The organism is Amycolatopsis sp. NPDC049688 (genome assembly GCF_040674975.1).
In the GTDB taxonomy this organism is placed as follows: domain Bacteria; phylum Actinomycetota; class Actinomycetes; order Mycobacteriales; family Pseudonocardiaceae; genus Amycolatopsis.
This window is the reverse complement of sequence record NZ_JBFANY010000005.1, coordinates 257,013-277,259: the sequence shown is the minus strand read 5'-3', so window position 1 is coordinate 277,259 and position 20,247 is coordinate 257,013. Positions and strand designations below refer to the sequence as shown.

Here is a 20,247-nt window from a genome sequence, read left to right as displayed (position 1 = left end):
ACAAGCGCAGTTCGGGTGATCCGGGGTGGGCGGGCGGTTCAGGAAGCCCGGCGGCGGCGCCGGGCGACGCGGCCGCCGGCCTGCATCGCGCTGACCGTTCCGGTGGCCGGGTCGGTCAGGAAGCGGCCGCCGATGATGCGGCGGCCCGTGGCCGGTTCGCGCACCGAGAACGAGCCGTCGCGCAGCAGGGCCAGTTCCGGGTAGACCTCGCCGTCGACGACGAGGACCGCGTCGCCGTCCGCGCGGATGGCCACCTGGTACTCCAGGTCGCCGTTGGTGTAGCTGCCGGTCAGGTCGGCGGCCGGGCGGGCGGCCCGGTCGAGGCCGCTCGGCAGCTCGTAGTCGCCGACCGGGAGGCCTTCGAGACGCAGGGCCGCGACCAGGTCCGTCCACAACGCCGAGCCGGTGCTCCCGTTGGTGGTCAACGCGACGACCCGGCCGTGCTCGGCGTCGATCCGCAGGTGGCAGGAGGTGCCGTCGGCGGTGCCGTCGTGGCCGGCCCAGTCCGCGTCCGCGCCGCGGTAGCCCGCCAGGCCGAGCCCCCAGCTGTCGGCCAGGCCGAACGGTTCCGCCCCGGGCACCGGACGGCGCATCAGCTCGGCCAGGTCCGCCGGCAACGGGCCGTCGCCGCCGCAGAACATGCTCCCGAACGCGGCGAGGTCCCGGGCGCTCAGCGCGAGCGCCCCGGCCGCGGCCTCGGCGGTGGTCAGGGTCTGCGCCACCGGCCGGGCGCGGCCGGTCGCCGCGTGCACCGCGTGCCCGCTGACGTGGCCGCCCGTCCGGCGCCGCGCGCCCGGCTCCACGACGAACGCGGCGTCGATGCCGAGTTCGCCGAGCAGCAGCGTGTCCATCGCCTCCCACCAGCTCATCCCGGTGATCGCCTCGACGACGTAGCCGACGAGCACGTACCCGACGTTGGAGTAGGAGAAGCCCAGCCCCGGCGGCTGGACGAGCCCGGCGTCGCGGCACGCCCGCAGGTACCGGCGGGCCGAGCCGGCCCCGTCGGCGGCGGCGCCGAGCGCGGCCGGCAGCCCGCCGGTGTGGCTGAGCACCTGCCCGAGCGCCGGTCTGCCGACCTGCGGGCCGAGCCCGTCCAGGTGCTCGCCGAGGGAGTCGTCCGGGTCCAGGTCGCCGTCGGCCACCAGCAGCATCGCCAGTGCCGCGGTGAACGCCTTGGTGATCGAGCCGGCCGGGAACTTCGCCTCGGCGCCGACCTCGCCGGCCGTGGCGGAGTCCGTCCGGCCGCCGTCGGTGACGACCAGCTGGGCGGCCGGCACGCCGTGCTTGTGGGCCAGGCCCGCCAGCAGCCGCTGCAGCCGGCCGTCCGCCGGGGCGAGCGGAACCCGCAGGGAGGACTGGGAAAGCGTCGTAGGTGAGGGCATGGGGTGGGGACCTTCCGCGTCGGGTCGGGGCTGCGGCAGCTGCCGCAGCCGGTCGTCAGGGGAAAAGCGGGTGCTAACCCGCCTTTTCACTCACGACGAGCCGCGGCAGGCTCGGCGTCGGCGGCCATCTGCCGCTGCAGGCTCAGCGGCCGCATGTCGGTCCACACCTCGTCGACGTGGTCCATGCACTCCTGGCGGCCGCCGCGGAAGCCGTCGGCGCGCCAGCCCGCGGGTACCTCGTTGGCCAGCGGCCACAGCGAGTACTGCCCCTCGTCGTTGACCAGTACCTGGAACTCGGCGTCGTCCTGCATGGGATCTTCCTTTCCGGTGAACGGTTTTCAGTGGTCTTGGCCGGCGGCGAGCCGCTCGAGGTCCTGCAGGACCCGTTCTTCGACCAGCTCGGCCAGCGCCAGCACGGTGCCGGCGGTCAGCACGTCCTTGGGGGTGAGCTCGACGTCGAAGGCGGACTTCGTCATCGAGGTGATCCGCAGGCTGCGCAGCGAATCGCCGCCGAGGGCGTAGAAGTTGTCCTCGACGCCGACCCGGTCGAGGCCGAGCGCCTCGGCCCAGATCGCGGCGAGCACCTCTTCGGTCTCGGTTTCCGGGGCCGCGTACTCCGCGCTCTCCACCGGCGCTTCCGGCGCCGGCAGCGCGCGCCGGTCGAGCTTTCCGTTGGCGGTCAGCGGAAGCGCGTCGAGCCGGACGAACGCGGCGGGGACGAAGTGGGCCGGCAGGGTCGCGGCGACGTGCTCCCGCAGCCCGGTCGCGGTGCCCGGATCGGCCACCACGTAGGCGATCAGCCGCTGGTCGGCGGCGACGACGGCGGCGTCGCGCACGTCCGGGTGCCTGCGCAGGACCGCCACGATCTCGCCGGGCTCGATCCGGAACCCGCGGATCTTGACCTGGTCGTCGGCGCGGCCGAGGAACTCCAGCGTTCCGTCGGCCCGCCACCGCACCAGGTCGCCGGTGCGGTACATCCGCTCCCCCGGCCCCCCGAACGGATCGGCGAGGAACCGGGTGGCGGTCAGCCCCGGCCGGCCGAGGTAGCCGCGGGCGAGCCCGGCCCCGGAGACGTACAGCTCCCCCGCGACCCCGATCGGCGCCGGCCGCAGCGCGCTGTCGAGGACGCGGACGCGGGTGTTGCGGATCGGGCGGCCGATCGGCGGGGTGGTCCCGGGTTCGAGGGGGTCGCTCCAGGTCGCCACCACCGTCGTTTCGGTGGGCCCGTAGGCGTTGATCATCCGGCGGCCCGGCGCCCAGCGGGCCACCAGGTCGGCCGGGCACGCCTCGCCGCCGACCACCAGCGTGCGGAACGCGGGCAGCTCGACGTCGGGCACGCTCGCCATGGCCACCGGCGGGATCAGCGCGTGGGTGACACCCTCGTCGCGCAGCACCGCGGCCAGGTGGTCGCCCAGCAGCGGCCCGGGCGGCGGCACGACCAGGGCGGCCCCCGCCGGCAGCGCCATGCACAGCTCCAGCACCGAAGCGTCGAAACTCGGCGAGGAGAACTGGAGCACGCGGTCGCCCGGCCGGACGTCGAAGTGGGCGATCTCGGCCCCCGAGAAGCTCGCCAGGCCGGCGTGGGTGACGACGACGCCCTTGGGCGTGCCGGTCGAACCGGAGGTGTAGATGACGTACGCGGGTGCGCTCAGCGGCACCGGACGGCTCAGCGGGCCGGCGGGGCCGTGGGCCTCGGAGCCGTCGAGGACGAGCACGTCGTCCACCGGCAGCGGCGTTCCCGGCTGGGTCACCACGACGACCGGGTCCGCGTCGGCGAGCATGAACGCGATCCGCTCGGCCGGGTAGTCCGGGTCGACCGGCAGGTAGGCGGCGCCGGTCTTCAGCACGGCCAGCTGCGCGACGACGATCTCCACCGAACGCGGCAGCGCGAGCGCGACGATCCGCTCCGGCCCGGCGCCGCGCGCGGCCAGCAGCCGCGCGAGCCGGTCGGCGCGCGTGTCGAGTTCGGCGAAGGTGAGCTGTTCCTCGCGCGAAACGACGGCGACGGCGTCGGGCGTGCGGGCCGCCTGGGCCTCGATCAGCTCGGTGAGGGTGACCGGCGGGACGTCGTGGCGCGTCTCGTTGAACGCCACGAGGACCTGGTCGCGTTCGGCGGCGGTGAGGACGTCGAGCGCCCGCAGCGGCCGGGCCGGGTCTTCGGCCAGCGTCTCGAGGAGGTGTTCGAGCTGCCCGGCCAGCCGCTCGATCGTCGGCTCGTCGAACAGCGCCGGGTCGTAGCCCAGGCCGAGCGACAGGCGCGGGCCGGGGGCGGCCACGACGCTGAGCGGGTAGTTGGTCGTCTCCATCGCCTGCAGGTGGCGCAGCCGCACGCCGTGGGCGGCGGCATCTTCGGCGGTGACCGGGTAGTTCTCGAACACCACGAGGCTGTCGAACAGGTTCCGGCCGCCGCCGACCCCGCTCCACGCCTGCACCGCGGTCAGCGGGACGTGCTCGAACCGGCGTGATTCGGCCTGCGCGGCCTGCAGGTCCCGCAGCCACCGGGCGACCGGGGCCGCCGGGTCGGCGGTGACCCGCACCGGCAGGGTGTTGATGAAGATGCCGGTGATGTCGTCGACGCCGGCCAGCCCGGCCGGGCGGCCGGAGACGGTGGCGCCGAAGCAGACGTCGGTCTCGCCGCTGTGCCGGGCCAGCAGGAGCGCCCAGGCCCCCTGCACGACGGCGTTGAGGGTGAGCCGCTCGCGCCGGGCGAACGCGGCCAGCCGGCCGGTCGCCGCTTCGCCGAGGTCGCGGCTGACCCACGTCGACGAGCTCGATTCGTGCGCTCCGGCCGGGATTCGGTCGTAGGGCAGCGGCGTCGGCTCGGTGACGTCGCCGAGCTCGCGGCGCCAGTACTCCTCGGCGCCCTCGGCGCTCTGGTGGCTCAGCCAGGTGACGTAGTCGGCGAACGGACGGCGGTGCGGCAGCGCGGGCGTGGTGCCGTCGCGCAGGGCCGCGTACGCCGTGCAGACGTCCGAGAGCACCTGGAAGACGCTCCAGCCGTCCAGCAGGACGTGGTGGAAGGTCCACAGGAGCTGGACGGCGTCGCCGGGCAGGCGGGCCAGGGTGACCCGCAGCAGCGGCGCGGCCGTCAGGTCGAACGGCACGTCGCGGTCGCGGGCGAGCAGCTCGTGCAGGGCCTCTTCGCGGTCACGGTGCCGCCAGTCGAGCTCGGTGACCGGGACCCGCGCTTCGCGGTGGACCACGAGCAGCGGCTCCGGGACGTCTTCCCAGACGACGCTGCCACGCAGCACCGGCGTCCGGTCCACCACGTGCTGCCAGGCTTCGCCCAGCAGCCGCGGGTCGGCGACGCCGTCCAGGACGGCGGTGACCTGTTCGAAGTAGACGCCCTGGGCTTCCTGGGACAGGCCGTGGAAGACCATGCCGGCCTGCATCGGGGTCAGCGGGTGGAGATCGGTGACCCCGCGGCCGTCCCCGGCGATCCGGTCGACCTGCCGCTGGTCCAGCCCGGCCAGCGGGAAGTCGCTCGGGGTCCGGCCGCCCGCGCCCGGCCCGGCGCAGTGGGCGACGGCTTCGCCCAGCGCGGCCACCAGGTCCGCGGCCAGCGTTTCGACCGTGGCGGCGGTGTGCGTGTCGCGGTAGTAGGACCAGGTCAGTTCAAGGGAATCCCGGTCCACCCGGCCGACGACGTCGAGCAGGTGCGCCCGGCCCGCACCCTCGCCGGCCGCCGAGTCCAGGCTGCCGGCCGCGCCGTCGAGGCGGCCCAGGTAGTTGAAGCCGATTTCCGGCGCGAGCGCGGGGGCGGTCCCGGTCAGGTACCGCAGCGCGCCGTAGCCGACGCCGCGGCGGGGCACCGCGCGCAGCTGTTCCTTCACCGACTTGAGCAGGGCGCCCCAATCACCGCGGATCCGCAGCGCGACCGGGTACAGCGAGGTGAACCAGCCGACCGTGCGGGACAGGTCGACGTCGTCGAACAGGTCCTCGCGGCCGTGGCCTTCCAGGTCGACCAGGACGCCGTCGCGGCCGGTCCAGCGGGCCAGCACCCGGCCCAGCGCGGCCAGGAGCACGTCGTTGACCTGCGTCCGGTAGACACCGGGGACGTCCTGCAGCAGCGCCCGGGTCAGCTCGGGGTCGAGCCGGGTGGTGACCGTGGCGGCGCCGGTGCCGGTGGCGTCGCCGTCGACCGGCAGGGTCGCGTCGACCGCGAGGGCTTCGCGCCAGTACGGCAGTTCGTCGTCGAACCCGCCCGCTCCGGCGTGCTCCGCGAGCCGGTTGGCCCAGTCGCGGAACGACGTCGTCTTCGGCGGGAGCGGGCCGCCGCGGTAGGCGGTTTCCAGGTCCTCCAGGAGGATCCGCCACGAGACGCCGTCGACGACGAGGTGGTCGACGGTCAGCCGCAGGACGGCGGGCGCCACGAGTTCGGCGGTGAGCAGCGGCCCGCGGGTCACGTCGATGTCCGCGCCGAGGATCTCGGCGGGCTCGGCCGGGGCGTTCTCCTGACCGCCGCCGGTGAACCGCATCCGCAGGGCGTCGTGGTGCTCGACGAGCGTGGCCAGCGCCGCGCGCAGGGTCTCGACGTCGAACGGCTCCGCGCGTTCGATCCGGACCGACTGCGTGAACCCGTTCGGGTCGCCGAAGTCCCCGGCGAAGAACCAGTGCTGGATGGGCGTCAGCGCGGCGGGACCGGTGACCGGCCCCTGCTCGGCCGCGGTCACCGCGGCCGAGCCCGCCGCGACGGCCAGCGCCGCGACGGTCTGGTGGGCGAACAGGTCCCGCGGGGTGAGCGCGAGGCCGTGGCGCCGGGCCCGGGAGACGACCTGGATGGACAGGATCGAGTCCCCGCCGAGCTCGAAGAAGTTGTCCTCGACGCCGACGCCGGGCACGCCGAGCACGTCGGCCCAGACCTCGGCGAGCACGCGTTCGGTGTCCGTGCGCGGCGGCACGTACCCGGCCATCGGCTCCGCGGCGGGCTCCGGGAGTGCCTTGCGGTCGACCTTCCCGTTGGCGCTCAGGGGAAGCGCGTCGAGCGTCACGAACGCCGACGGCACCATGTAGTCGGGCAGGTCCCGCTGCAGCCACGCCCGCAGGTCCGGCTTCCCGGTCGGGACGACGTAGGCGACGAGCCGCCGGTCCCGGGCGACGACCACCGCTTCGGTGACGTCGGGGTGAGCGGCCAGGGCCGTTTCGATCTCGCCCAGCTCGATCCGGAAGCCGCGGATCTTGACCTGGTCGTCGGCCCGGCCGACGAACTCCAGCACGCCGTCGCCCGTCCACCGGACGACGTCACCGGTGCGGTACATCCGCTCCCCCGGCGCGCCGAAGGGGTTGGCCACGAAGCGTTCCGCGGTAAGGCCCGGCCGGCCGAGGTAGCCGCGGGAGACCCCGGTGCCGGCGATGAACAGCTCACCCGTGACGCCCGGCGGGACCGGCCGCAGCCCCTCGTCCAGGACGTAGGTGGCCATGTTGTCCAGCGGCTGCCCGATCGGCATCGCGTCCGGCACGGCGGCTTCGGGCGCCAGGAAGTACCGGCTGGCGAAGGTGGTCGTCTCGGTGGGGCCGTAGCCGTCGACGACGGTCAGCCCGGGGCAGGCCTCGCGCACCTGCCGGACGGAGGCGGCGGGGACGACGTCGCCGCCGGTCCACACCTCTCCGACACCGCGCAGGCACGCGGGATCCTCCTGCGCCAGCAGGCGGAACAGCCCGGCGGTCAGCCACAGCGCGGTGACCCCCTGCCGGGTGACGACGTCCCGCAGCACCTCGGCGTCCACGTCGCCGGGCGGGGCGACGACCACGCGGCCGCCGTTCAGCAACGGCACCCAGACCTCGTACGTCGAGGCGTCGAACGCCTGCGGCGAGTGCAGCAGCACGGTCCGGTGGGCTTCCCCCGCGAACGACCGGTCCGAGGCCAGCCCGACGATGTCGCGGTGGGTCACGGCGACACCCTTCGGCTTGCCCGTCGACCCGGACGTGTACATCACGTAGGCCAGGTTTCCGGGCCGCACGGGGACGTCCGGCGTCTCTTCCGGGCCGGTCTCGTCCACGCGGACCACCGGTCCACTGTGGACGTCCTGATAGGACTGATCCGCGATGACGACGGAGACGTCCGCCTCGGCCAGGACCAGGCGCATCCGGCTCGCCGGGGCCCGCAGGTCGACCGGGACGTACGCGGCACCGGCCTTGAGCACGGCCAGCTCGGCGACGACGAGCTCGGGCGAGCGCTCCAGCAGCAGCCCGACCCGATCCTCGGCGCCGACGCCGAGTTCGATCAGCCGGGACGCGAGCCGGGCGGCGCGCGTGTCGAGTTCGGCGTAGGTCAGGTCGCCGACCGCCGGGGCATCCGGCGTCCGGCGGACCTGGTCGGCGAACCGGCTCACCACCGTGGCCTCGGGCACCGGGCAGGCCGTGTCGTTGAACGTCCGCAGGACGAGCTCGCGGTCGGCGCCGGTGAGCAGGTCGAGCTCGCCGACCCGCCGGTCCGGGGCGGCGGCGATGCGTTCCAGGGCCAGCGCCAGGTGGGCGGCGAGCCGGTCGATCGTGGCCCGGTCGAACAGGTCCGGGTCGTGGTCGAACGAAACCGACAGCCGCTCCCCCGGGGTGACGACCACGCTGAGCGGGTAGTTGGTCGGCTGCAGTTCGCCTTCCTCGTGCAGCCCGATCCCGTGCGCGGCCAGGGCGTCGGCGTCGAACGGGTAGTTCTCGAACACCAGGATGCTGTCGAACAGCGTGCTGCCGCCCAGCCAGCCCTGCAGCTGGGCCAGTGACACGAAGTCGAACCGGCGAGATCGGGCCTGGGCCGCCTGCAGGTCCCGCAGCCAATCGGACACGGTCAGTCCGTCGTGGACGGTCACCGGGGCGGGCAGGGTGTTGATGAACAGCCCGACCATCGATTCGACGCCCGGCAGGTCGGCGGGCCGTCCGGACACGGTGGTGCCGAAGATGACGTCGGATTCCCCGCTGTGGCGGGACAGCACGAGTCCCCAGGCGCCCTGGACGATCGTGTTGAGCGTGAGACCGGCGCGCCGCGCCAGTTCCCGCAGCCCGTCGGCGGGCACCGACACGTGGACCGCGGCGGCGGACCGGGCGCGGTGCGCCTCCACCGGACGGCGGTCGTACGGCAGCGGCGTCGGCGTCCGCAGCCCGGAAAGCTGTTCGCGCCAGTGGGTTTCGGCGGCCGCGGTGTCCTGGTGGCCGAGCCAGCGCAGGTATTCGCGGAACGGCGGGCGGTGCCCGGACGCGCTGGTGCCGGCGTACCGGGCGCACACCTCGCCGAACACCTGCGCGGCGCTCCAGCCGTCGAGCAGCACGTGGTGGAACGTCCACACGAGGAGCACGTCCCCGCCGGGCAGCCGGGCGAACGCCAGCCGCATCAGCGGCGCGGCCGCCAGGTCGAACCCCTGCGCGCGGTCGGCTTCGAGGAACCGCTCCTGCTCGCGTGCACGCTCGTCGTCGCTCAAGCCCGCCCAGTCGAGGTGGACGACCGGGACCCCGGCGGTGCGGTCGACGACCTGCACCGGTTCGTCGAGGCCGTCCCAGACGACGCGGCTGCGCAGCACCGGCGTGTCCGCCACCACCCGCTGCCACGCGCGGGCGAGCCGGGTGGGGTCGTCGATGCCGGACAGCCGCAGCCGCACCTGGTTGAGGTAGGTCCCGGCGGCGCCGTCGACGAGGCTGTGGAAGACCATGCCCGACTGCATCGGGGTGAGCGGGTAGATGTCCTCGACCCCGCGGCCGTCGCCGACCAGTCTGTCCACTGTGGATTGATCGAGGCGGGCCAACGGGAAGTCCGACGGCGTGCGGCCGCCGGCGTCCGGCCGGGCGCAGTGCGCGACGATCCCGGTGAGCGCGTCGAGGAAGGCGCCGGCCAGCCGGCGCACGGTGGCTTCGGTGTGCACGCCGATCGAGTAGTGCCAGGTCAGCTCCAGCTCGTCGCCGACGACCGCGCCGACGACGTCCAGCTGGTGCGGCCGGGTCTGCGCGGGGTGTGCCGCGCCGCCGAGGCCGCCGCCGTGGTCGAAGCGGCCCAGGTAGTTGAAGCTGATCCGCGGGTCGATCTGCGGGGCGGTGCCGGTGAGGTAACGCAGGACGCCGTAGCCGATGCCCCGCCGGGGCACCGCGCGGAGCTGTTCCTTCGTCGCCTTCAGGGCGTCGCCCCAGTCGCCGCCGGGTGCGGTCAGCTCGAGCGGGAAGATCGAGGTGAACCAGCCGGCCGTGCGGGAGAGGTCGATGCCCGGGTACAGGTCCTCCCGGCCGTGGCCTTCGAGGTCGACCAGCACGCGGTCGCGGCCGGTCCAGTCCCGCAGGACCCGGCCGAGCGCGGCCAGCAGGACGTCGTTGACCTGCGTCCGGTACGCCGCCGGCACGTCGTGCAGCACCGCCCGGGTCGCTTCGGCGGGCAGCCGCACGACCACGGACCGGGCCGAGCCGTAGGTGTTCTCGCCCGTTCCGTCGACCGGCAGCGCCGGGTCGGCGCCGATCGCCGCCCAGTGGGCGAGTTCGTCGTCGAAACCGCCTTCGGCCGCGTGTCCGGCCAGGGTGCGGGCCCAGTCGCCGAAGGACGTCGTCCGGGCCGGCAGCTCGCCGCCGGCCAGCAGGGTGTCCAGGTCCTCCAGGAGGATCCGCCACGACACGCCGTCGACGACCAGGTGGTGCGCGGCGAGCGTCAGCGTCGTACCGGACAGCTCGGCACGCAGCAGCGGGCCCTTTTCCAGGTCGATCGTGGCGTCGAGGACGTCGGCGACGTCGGCCGCGTAGTGCTGGCCCTCGGGGGTGAACCGCAGCCGCAGGGCGTCGTGGTGCTGCTGGAGGTCGCGCAGCGCGCGGCCCAGCACCGCCCGGTCCGGCGGCTCGGGCAGTTCCACGGAGACGGACTGGACGAACTGCTCCGGGTGCACCGGCCGCGGGTCGAGGTACCAGTGCTGCACCGGCGTCAGCGGCACCTCGCCGGTCATCGGCCCGCCGGGCGCCGCGACGGGCGCGGCCGGGGTGGCGGCGAGCGCGAGGGCGGCGACGGTCGGGTGGTCGAACACCTGGCCGGGCATCAGGTCCAGCCCGGCGCGGCGGGCGCGGGAGACGACCTGGATGGACAGGATCGAGTCACCGCCGAGCTCGAAGAAGTTGTCGTCGGCGCCGACCCGCGGCACCCGCAGCACCTCGGCCCAGATGCCGGCCAGCAGGCGCTCGGCGGCCGTGTCGGGTTCGCGGTACCCGGGCGAGGACACGAAGTCCGGCGCGGGCAGCGCCCGGCGGTCGACCTTCCCGTTTTCGTTGAGCGGCAGGGCTTCCAACGGCACGAACACGGCCGGGACGAGGTAGTCCGGCAGGGACCGCAGCAGGAACTCGCGCAGGTCGGGCGTCCCGGTCGCGACGACGTAGGCGACGAGTCGTTTGCTCCCGGCGGTTTCCACCGCGACGACGACGGCTTCGGTGACCTCCGGGTGCGCGGTCAGCGCGGTCTCGATCTCGCCGAGTTCGACGCGGAAGCCGCGGATCTTCACCTGGTCGTCGGCACGGCCGACGAACTCCAGCACCCCGGCGCGGGTCCGGGTCACAAGGTCACCCGTGCGGTACATCCGCTCCCCCGGCTCGCCGAACGGGTTCGCGAGGAACCGTTCGGCGGTCAGCCCCGGCTGCCCGAGGTAGCCGCGGGCCAGCCCGGTGCCGGCCAGGTACAGCTCGCCGACGGCGCCCGGCGGCACCGGCCGCAGCCCGTGGTCGAGGACGTGGGCGGCCGTGTCGTCCAGCGGCCGCCCGATCGGCAGCACGTCCGGCACCGGCTCGCCCGGCGGCAGGGGGAACCGGGTGGCGAAGGTCGTCGCCTCGGTGGGCCCGTAGACGTCGACCACGGTGAGCCCCGGGCAGGCGGCCGAGACCCGGTGCACCGCGTCGGGGCGCACCACCTCGCCGCCCGTCCACACCTCGCGGACGCCGCGCAGGCAGCCGGGGTCCTCCTGCGCCAGCACGCGGAACAGCCCCGCGGTGATGAACAGCCCGGTCACCCCGTGCGTGGTGACCAGACGGCGCAGCACGTCGGCGTCGAGGTCCCCCGGCGGGGCGACCACGACCCGGCCGCCGCTCAGCAGCGGCACCCACAGCTCGTACGTCGACGCGTCGAAAGCCAGCGCGGAGTGCATGAGCACGGTCCGGTGGGCGGGACCGGCGAAGGACCGCTCCTGGGCCAGTGCGACCACGGCCCGGTGGCTGACGGCCACCCCCTTGGGGGTTCCGGTCGACCCCGACGTGTACATCACGTACGCCAGGTTTTCCGGCCGCAGCACGATCTCCGACGCCTCGGCCGGCTCGTCACCCGCTTCGCCGATCGACACCACGGGTCCACTGTGGACCTCCTCGGCCAGTGCCCGGCCGGCGTCGTCGGTGACCAGCACGCGCACGCCGCCGAGCAGCGTCTTCAGCCGCTCGCGGGGCGCGCGGGCGTCCAGCGGCAGGTACGCGCCGCCGGCCTTGAGCACCGCGAGTTCGGCGACGACGACGTCGGCCGAGCGGCCGAGCAGCAACGCGACCAGCTCGTCCCGCCGCGCGCCGAGCTCGGCGAGCCGGCGGGCGAGCCGGTTCGCCCGCGCGTCCAGTTCCGCGTAGGTCAGGGTTTCGGCGCCGGTGACGGCGACCGCGTCCGGGGTGCGGCGGACCTGCTCGGCGAACGCCTCCGGCACGGTGGCGGCCGGGTGGTCCTGCGCGGTGTCGTTCCACCGGGCCAGCTCGTGCTCCTCGGCCTCGGTGAGCATGTGCAGCCGCGAGATCGGCTCGTCCGGCCGGGTCGCGAGCTCGGCCAGCAGGGTTTCCAGGTGCCCGGCGAACCCGGCGACCGTCTCGCCCTCGAAGAGCGCGGGGTCGTAGCCGAACAGCAGCTCGAGGCGGTCCTCGCCGGGGTAGGCGACGACGCTGAGCGGGTAGTTGGTCGTCTCCACGCCCCGCAGGTCGCGCAGCCCGAGCTCCGCGGTCACCGGATAGTTCTCGAAGACCAGCAGCGTGTCGAACTCCCCGCCCCAGCTCTGCAGCCGCGCCAGTGACAGGTGGTCGAACCGGCGGGCCTCGGCCTGCGCGGCCTGGAGGTCGCGCAGCCAATCGGCGACGCGGGCCTGTTCGCCGACGTCGGCGACGACCGGCAGCGTGGTGATGAACATGCCGGTGATCTCGTCGGCGCCGGGCAGTTCGGCGGGCCGTCCGGACACCGTGGTGCCGAAGCAGACCTCCGGCCGGCCGCCGTGGCGGGCCAGCAGCACCGCCCAGGCGCCCTGGACGAGCGTGTTGAGGGTCAGCCCGTGCCGCTGGGCGGCGGCGCGCAGCGGCCCCGCGGCCAGCTCGATCCGCAGCGACGCCGTCGACTCGACGACGTGGCCGTCGGGGGTGCGGTCGGTGCGCAGCCGGACCGGCTCGGGCCGGCCGGCCAGCTGCCCGCGCCAGAACCGTTCCGCCGCCGCCTCGTCCTGCCCGGCCAGCCACCGGACGTGGTCGGCGAACGGGCGCCGGGCCGGCAGCGGGCGCCCGGCGTGCGCGGCCGAGACGTCCGCAAGCACCTGGAACAGGCTCCAGCCGTCGAGCAGGAGGTGGTGGAACGTCCAGACCACGCGGACCTCGGTCGCCGAGACCTTGGCCAGCAGCAGCCGCATCAGCGGGACCGCACCGAGGTCGAGCCCGGCGGCGCGGTCGGCGGCCAGCACGGCCTCCGGGTCTTCGGGCGCGGTGGTCCAGTCGCGGTACTCGACCGGCAGGGTGACCTGCCGGTGCACCACCTGGACGGGACGGTCGACGCCGTCCCAGACCACCTGGCTGCGCAGCACCGGCGTCCGGTCCACCACCCGCTGCCAGGCGCGGCCCAGCGCTTCCGGGTCGGGGACGCCGTCCTGCACGAACGTCACCTGCTGGAGGTAGGCGTGGCGGCCGCCGCCGGTGAGCCGGTGGAAGAGCATGCCGGCCTGGGCCGGGGTGAGCGGGTAGATGTCCTCGACGGCGCGGCCGTCGCCGGCCAGCCGGTCCACCCCTGCCTGGTCGAGGCCGGCCAGCGGGAAGTCCGACGGCGTGCGGCCGCCGGCCCCCGGTGCCGTGCAGTGCGCGACGATCCCGGCCAGCCCCCGGACGAGGTCGTCGGCGGCCGTGCGGATGGTGGCTTCCCGGTGGAGCTGGTCGGAGTAGAACCAGGTGATCTCCAGGCGGCCTCCGGCGACCCGGGCGACGACGTCGACGGCGTGCGCGCGGACGTCGGCGGGGTTCTGCCGGAGTTCGAGCTCCCGTTCGAGGCCCCGGTACAGCTCGCCCTCGGCCTCGAAGCGGCCGAGGTAGTTGAAGCTGATCCGGGGCCTCACCGCGGGAGCGGTACCGGTGAGGTGGCGCAGCACCCCGTAGGACAGGCCGCGGGCCGGGATCGCGCGCAGCTGTTCCTTGACGGACTTGAGCAGGGTCGCGACCTCGGTGCCGGGGACGTCGAGCGCCACCGGGAACATCGACGTGAACCAGCCGACCGTGCGGGACAGGTCGACGTCGTCGAACAGCTCCTCGCGGCCGTGGCCTTCGAGGTCGACCAGCACGCGTTCGCCGCCGGTCCAGCGGCGCAGGGCCCCGCCGAGAGCGGTCAGGAGGACGTCGTTGACCTGCGTCCGGTAGACGCCCGGGACGTCCTGCAACAGCGCCCGGGTCAGCTCGGCGTCGAGCCGGGTGGTGACCGTGCGGGTGCTCGCCACGGTGCCGGCGCCCTCGGTGTCGAGGGGGATGTCGGCGCCCTCGACCGCCTGCCAGTACGGGAGGTCGCCGCCGAAGTCGTGCCCGGCGAGCCGGTTCGCCCACTCCTGGAAGGACGTCGTGCGGGCGGCGAGTTCGCGCCCGTGGTAGGCGTGGTCGAGGTCCTCCAGGAGGATCCGCCAGGAGACGCCGTCCACCACCAGGTGGTGCACGGCCAAGCGCAGCGTCGTGCCGGTGAGGTCCGCGCTGACCAGCGGGCCGCGTTCGATGTCGATCTCCGCGCCGAAGACGTCGGCTTCGGCGGGTTCGGCGTGCTCCTGCGTCCAGCCTCCGGCCGTCTTGCGGAACCGCAGCCGCAGGGCGTCGTGGTGGGCGACGACGGTGTTCACTGCCGCGCGCAGCCGGTCTTCGTCGACGTCTTCGGCGAGCCGGAGGCTCAGCTGCTGGACGAACTGGTCCGGGTCGGCCGGATCGGTGTCGAGGAACCAGTGCTGGATCGGCGTGACGAGCACTTCACCGGTCGCCGCGGGCCGCTCGGCCACCGGCGCGGCCACCCCGGCCGCGCCGGCGAGCGCGGCGATCGTCTGGTGCCGGAAGACGTCCTTCGTCGTGATCCGCAGGCCGGCCTTCGCCGCCTCGGACACGAGCCGGATGCTCAGGATCGAGTCGCCGCCGAGCTCGAAGAAGTTGTCCTCGACGCCGACCTCGGGCAGGCCGAGGGCACCGGCCCAGATCTCGGCCAGCAGCCGTTCGGTCTCGGTGCGCGGCGCGACGCGGGTGGTGCCGCCGGTGAAGTCCGGGGCGGGCAGGGCGCGCCGGTCGAGCTTGCCGCTGGGGTTCAGCGGCAGCTTTTCCAGCGGCACGAACGCCGACGGCACCAGGTGCGCGGGCAGCGAGGCGCCGAGGAACTCCCGCAGGTCGGCGGGGGCTCCGGGGACGACGTAGGCGACCAGCCGCTGGTGGCCGGCGTCGGTGCGCGCGACGACCACGGCCTCGGTGACGTCCGGGTGCTTCCGCAGCGCGGCCTCGACCTCGCCGGGCTCGATGCGGAAGCCGCGGATCTTGACCTGGTCGTCGGCGCGGCCCAGGTATTCCAGCTCGCCGCGGGCCGTCCAGCGCACGACGTCGCCGGTGCGGTACATCCGCTCCCCCGGCTCGCCGAAGGGGTCGGCGACGAACCGGCCGGCGGTCAGGCCCGGCCGGCCGAGGTAGCCGCGGGCCACCCCGGCGCCCCCGAGGTGCAGTTCACCGGGGACGCCGACGGGCACCGGCCGCATGCCGGGATCGAGGACGTACGCGCGGATCCCGGCGATCGGGCGGCCGATCGGCGGGGTGCGGTCGGTGTCGTGGTACCACGCGGTGGCGTACACAGTGGACTCGGTGGGCCCGTAGATGTTCGCGATCCGGCTGCCGGGCAACGCTTTCCGGATGTCGTGCAGCGCGTGCAGCGTCAGCGCCTCACCGGCCAGGACCACAGTGGACGGCCGGACCGACACCGCGCCCTGGGCCAGCAGCTGCGCGAACGCCGACGGCACGCCGCTGACCAGGCCGACCGGCCGGCCGGTGGTTTCGCCTTCGCCGAGCGCCAGCACGTCCCGGACGACCTCGACGGTGGCGCCGGTCATCAGCGGCGCGAAGATCTCGAAGACCGAGACGTCGAAGTTCAGCGACGTCGAAGCGACCACTGTGGACCCCGGCCGGAAGACGTCCGCGAAGTCGTTTTCCGCCCACGCCATCAGGTTCGCGGCGCTGCGGTGGGCGACCACGACCCCCTTGGGGCGGCCGGTCGAGCCGGAGGTGTGGATCACGTAGGCCGGGTGGTCCGGGTTCGTGGCGCGGCCGAGCGGCGCAGCGGACCGGCCGTCGAGCAGGGCCGGGTCGTCGAACGCCAGCGTGGGAACGGAACCGGGACCGCGGCCGTCCGGCGTGAGCAGCAGGGCCGGAGCGGCGTCCTCGAGGATCAGTTCCTTCCGGTCCGCCGGGTAGGCCGGGTCGACCGGGAGGTAGGCGGCGCCGGACTTCAGCACCCCGAGCAGCGCCACCAGGATCCGTTCGGTGCGCGGCAGCGAGACGGCGACGAACCGTTCGGGCGCGGCGCCCCGGCCGGCCAGGACCCGGGCCAGCCGGTTGGCCTGTTCGTCGAGCTCGGCGTAGGTGAGCGAGCGGTCTTCGCAGACGACCGCGACCGCGTCCGGCGTCCGGGCCGCCTGGGCCTCGAACAGCTGCGGCAGCGTGGCTTCCGGCGCGTCGAGCACCGGCCCCCGGGACAGCTCGGCCAGCCGGGCCAGCTCGGCGTCACCCATGATCGGCAGCCCGGCCACCGGCCGGTGCGGCTCGGCGACCACGGCCGCGACCAGCGTCCGCAGGTGCCCGGCGAGCCGGTCGATCGTCGTGGCGTCGAAGAGCGCGCTGTCGTACTCGATCGCGAAACCGCGGCCCTGCGGCTGGAACTCCAGCACCAGGTCGAACCGGGCCCGGGGGCGGGGCAGATCGTGCTCGCCCAGGCGGAGGGCGCCCGCCTCCCGGGGCCGGACCAGGTCCTGCTGCAGCACCAGCAGCACCTGCACCAGCGGGGTCCGGCTCGGGTCACGAGCCGGCCGCAGGTCGTCGACGACCTGGTCGAAGGGCACTTCGGCGGCGGCGAAGGCCGCCAGCGTCGTTTCCTTGACCCGGCCGAGAAAAGCGTCGAACGGTTCTCCCCGGTCGACCGCGGACCGCAGGACGAGGGTGTTGACGAAGAATCCGGCGAGCCGTTCGAGCTGGTCGTGGTCGCGGCCGGACACCGCGGTGCCGACGGCGACGTCGTCCTGGCCGGTGTAGCGGGCGAGCAGCACCTGGACGAGCGCGGTCAGCGTGGTGAACAACGTCGCACCGGTGTCGTGGGCCAGCTCGGCGAGGCCCGGGGGCAGGTCGTACCGCCGGATCGCGCCCGCGGTGGCGCGGACCGGCGGGCGCGGCCGGTCGGTGGGCAGGTCCAGGGGCTCGAGCCCGGCCAGCTGCTCCCGCCAGTACGCCAGCTGCCGGTCGCGCAGCGGGCCGGCCAGCCGCTCGCGGTGCCAGCGGGAGTAGTCGCGGTAGCCGATGTCGAGGGGGTCGAGCTTCTCCCCCGCGTACAGCGCGGCGAGCTCGTCGACGAGCAGGCCGACCGACCAGCCGTCGGTGACGATGTGGTGCTGGCTCAGCAGGAGCACGTGGTCTTCCGGGCCCCGGCGGAGCAGCAGGGCGCGGGTGAGCGGCCCGGTGGCCAGGTCGAACGGGCGGTCCAGTTCGGCCGCGAGCTGCGCGTCCAGGTCGGCTTCGGCGTCGGCCTCCGCCAGCGGGATCGTCCCCTCGTCGGCGATGACCTGGACGCCTTCGCCGTCGACGGTCCGGAACGTCGTCCGCAGCGACTCGTGCCGGGCGGCCAGTGCGTCGAGGGCGGCACGCAGGGCGTCGCGGTCCAGGGGGCCGGTGAGGGTCAGGCCGACGCCGGCGTTGTATTCGGTGCTGCCGGGGCTCTGCTGGTCGAGTACCCAGAGGCGGCGCTGGACCGGCGACAACGGCACCACGGCGTCGTGGGCCACGGGCTCGATCCGGCCGGCGGCCGGGGCGTCGCCGTCGGGCAGCAGCTCGGCGAGTTTCGCGATGGTGCGGGCGTCGAACACCACCCGTGGGGAGAGGTCGGCACCGAAGCGGGCGCGGATCCGGGCGAGCGCGCGGGCACCGAGGATCGAGTCGCCGCCGAGCTCGAAGAAGTCCGCGTCGACGCCGACCTCCGGCACGCCCAGCACGTCGGCCCAGATTTCGGCGAGGGCCGCCTCGGCCGGGGTCCGGGGCGCGGTGTGCGCGGCGCGGACCTGGGCCTGCCAGTCGGGCTCGGGCAGCGCGTCGCGGTCGAGCTTGCCGTGGTGGGTCAGCGGCATCGCGGCCAGCACGACGAAGGCGGCCGGGACCATGTACGGCGGCAGCCGGTCGGCCGTGGCGGCCCGCAGGTCGGCCGGATCGGCGTCCCCGACGACGTAGGCCACCAGCCGTTTGACGCCAGGCTGGTCCTCGCGGGCGACGACGACCGCCTCCCGGACGTCCGCGCGGTCCAGCAGCAGCGCTTCGATCTCGCCGGGTTCGATCCGGAACCCGCGGATCTTCACCTGGTGGTCCGCGCGGCCGACGAACTCCAGCTCGCCTGAGCCGGTGCGGCGGACGACGTCGCCGGTCCGGTACATCCGGGCCCCGGGGGCGCCGAACGGGTCGGCCACGAACCGGCTCGCGGTCAGCCCGGGCCGGTCGAGGTAGCCGCGGGCCAGTTTCGGGCCGGCGAGGTAGAGCTCGCCGGTGGTGGCCGGGCGCAGGGATTCGTCGAGGACGTACGCGGTGGCGTCCGGCAGCGGCCGGCCGATCGGGGGCGCGCCGCCGGGGACCAGCGGGTCGCTCCAGGTCGCCACGACGGTGAACTCGGTGGGGCCGTAGGAGTTGATCATCCGGCGGCCGGGCGCCCAGGTCCGGACCAGTTCGGGCGGGCAGGCGTCCCCGCCGACGATCACCGTCCGGAAGTCCGGCAACGCGGCGGCGTGCTCCACCGGCAGGGTGGCCAGCGCGACCGGCGGGATCAGGGCGTGGGTCACGCCCTCGTCCCGCAGCACGGCGGCGAGGTGGTCGCCGAGCAGCGGGCCGGGCGGCGGCACGACGAGCGCCGCGCCCGCCGGCAGCGCCATGCACAGCTCGAGGATCGACGCGTCGAAACTCGGTGAGGAGAATTCGAGGACCCGGTCGCCGGGCCGCACGTCGTAGCGCTCCCGCATCGCGGCGGCGAACCCGGCCAGGCCGCGGTGGGTGACGAGCACGCCCTTGGGCACCCCGGTCGAGCCCGACGTGTAGATGAGGTAAGCCGGGTGGTCGGCGTGCAGCGGGCGCGTCCGGTCCGCGTCGGTGAGGTTGTGCTCCGGCAGACCGTCGAGCAGCCCGGGTTCGCCGAGGTCCAGAGCGTCCGGGCGCGCGGACGAACGCGACACCACCAGCACCGGCCGCGCGTCGGCGAGCATGAACGCGATCCGCTCGGCGGGCTGGTCGGGGTCGACGGGCAGGAAGGCCACGCCGGCCTTGGCCGCCGCCAGCTGCGCCACGACGAGGTCGGCCGACCGCGGCAGGACGAGCGCGACGACTCCTTCCGGGCCGCCGCCGCGGGAGACCAGCAGCCGCGCCAGCCGGTTCGCCCGTGCGTTCACCGTCGCGTAGCTCATCGCGGCGCCGGCGCCGGTCAGCGCCGTCGCCGCGGGAGTGCGGGCGGCCTGCGCTTCGAACAACTCGGCCAGGGTGCGCACGGGCACCGGTCTGTCGTCGTCGGCAGCGGGAACCGAGACGTCGTATCGCGGCATTGCGGAAACCTTTCGAGCACGGTGACGTCAGCGCAGGGGCGTCCAGGCGCTGGAAGAGCACATGCAGATCGGGTCTGCGACCAGGTGATTCACGAAATGCGGGGTAGCAGCGGGCGCGTTCCGGCCGTCGACCCCCCGAGGCCGGGACGCGGTTCTTTTTGCCACTCGTTCAACAAATCGGCCCGGCGTGCCACCCGCCGGGCGAACCCGCTGGAACGAGCGCAAGACACAGTGATCCTTTCCACCCGGGCAGCCGCGGCGAGCCCCGGAAACAGTTCCGATATCGGCGGTCACCCCCGCGGTGCGATTGGCACCAGCGACCACCGAACGCGCGCGACAACCCGGTGTTCTTCGTGCGACAGGTCGTCATCCGGCCGTCAAGTACCCCCAAGACCAGCCGGATTGGCATCACGCTACCCAGAGAACGCCTTGCTCGTACCGCCGAACGGAGCATTGGCAAAAATGTCCAAAAATCGCGTCGATTAGCCCGGACAGCGAGTAGTTCGACGTCGGTTTTTGTTCACTCTTCTGCCGCAAAATGTTACCTCGATTGGGAGGTTTGAGTTTGCGGCAGTGCGCCTACCTGCAGAGACCCGGCGTCACTCGGGTGACGATCACCGCCGAGCGGGCGGATACGCGCACAGAAGCAAGTATCAAAAGCCGTGGCCCACGTTACGGGACATCACCCGATTGGCGGGTAACACGGACATCGGCGAAAAGGGTGCCGCACCGGGCGGCTCGGGATAGCTGTCGGCGGTCTCCGTCAAGCGGACAAACTTCACGCGGTAATGGAGGGCGCGCGGATTGCGCGGCCGGGCTCCGGGGAGGTGCCGGGTCGAATTCGGTGATGCGGACCGCCGCGTTGC

The 20,247-nt window shown here is 74.2% G+C and carries 3 protein-coding genes; all 3 read right to left on the bottom strand.

Annotated features, from left to right (window positions below; all coding sequences use genetic code 11):
- Positions 1 to 38: 38 nt before the first annotated feature.
- Positions 39 to 1,382, bottom strand: coding sequence for a serine hydrolase domain-containing protein (locus AB0J55_RS20150; protein ID WP_364250211.1), 1,344 nt, complete (start codon positions 1,380 to 1,382; stop codon positions 39 to 41).
- 86 nt (positions 1,383 to 1,468) lie between these two features.
- On the bottom strand, positions 1,469 to 1,693 hold the full coding sequence (locus AB0J55_RS20145) for an MbtH family NRPS accessory protein (protein ID WP_364250208.1): 225 nt from the start codon (positions 1,691 to 1,693) through the stop codon (positions 1,469 to 1,471).
- A gap of 27 nt (positions 1,694 to 1,720) precedes the next feature.
- Positions 1,721 to 19,381: a non-ribosomal peptide synthase/polyketide synthase gene (locus AB0J55_RS20140; RefSeq protein WP_364250205.1), complete on the bottom strand. Its 17,661-nt coding sequence runs from the start codon at positions 19,379 to 19,381 to the stop codon at positions 1,721 to 1,723.
- Between the last annotated feature and the right edge of the window lie 866 nt (positions 19,382 to 20,247).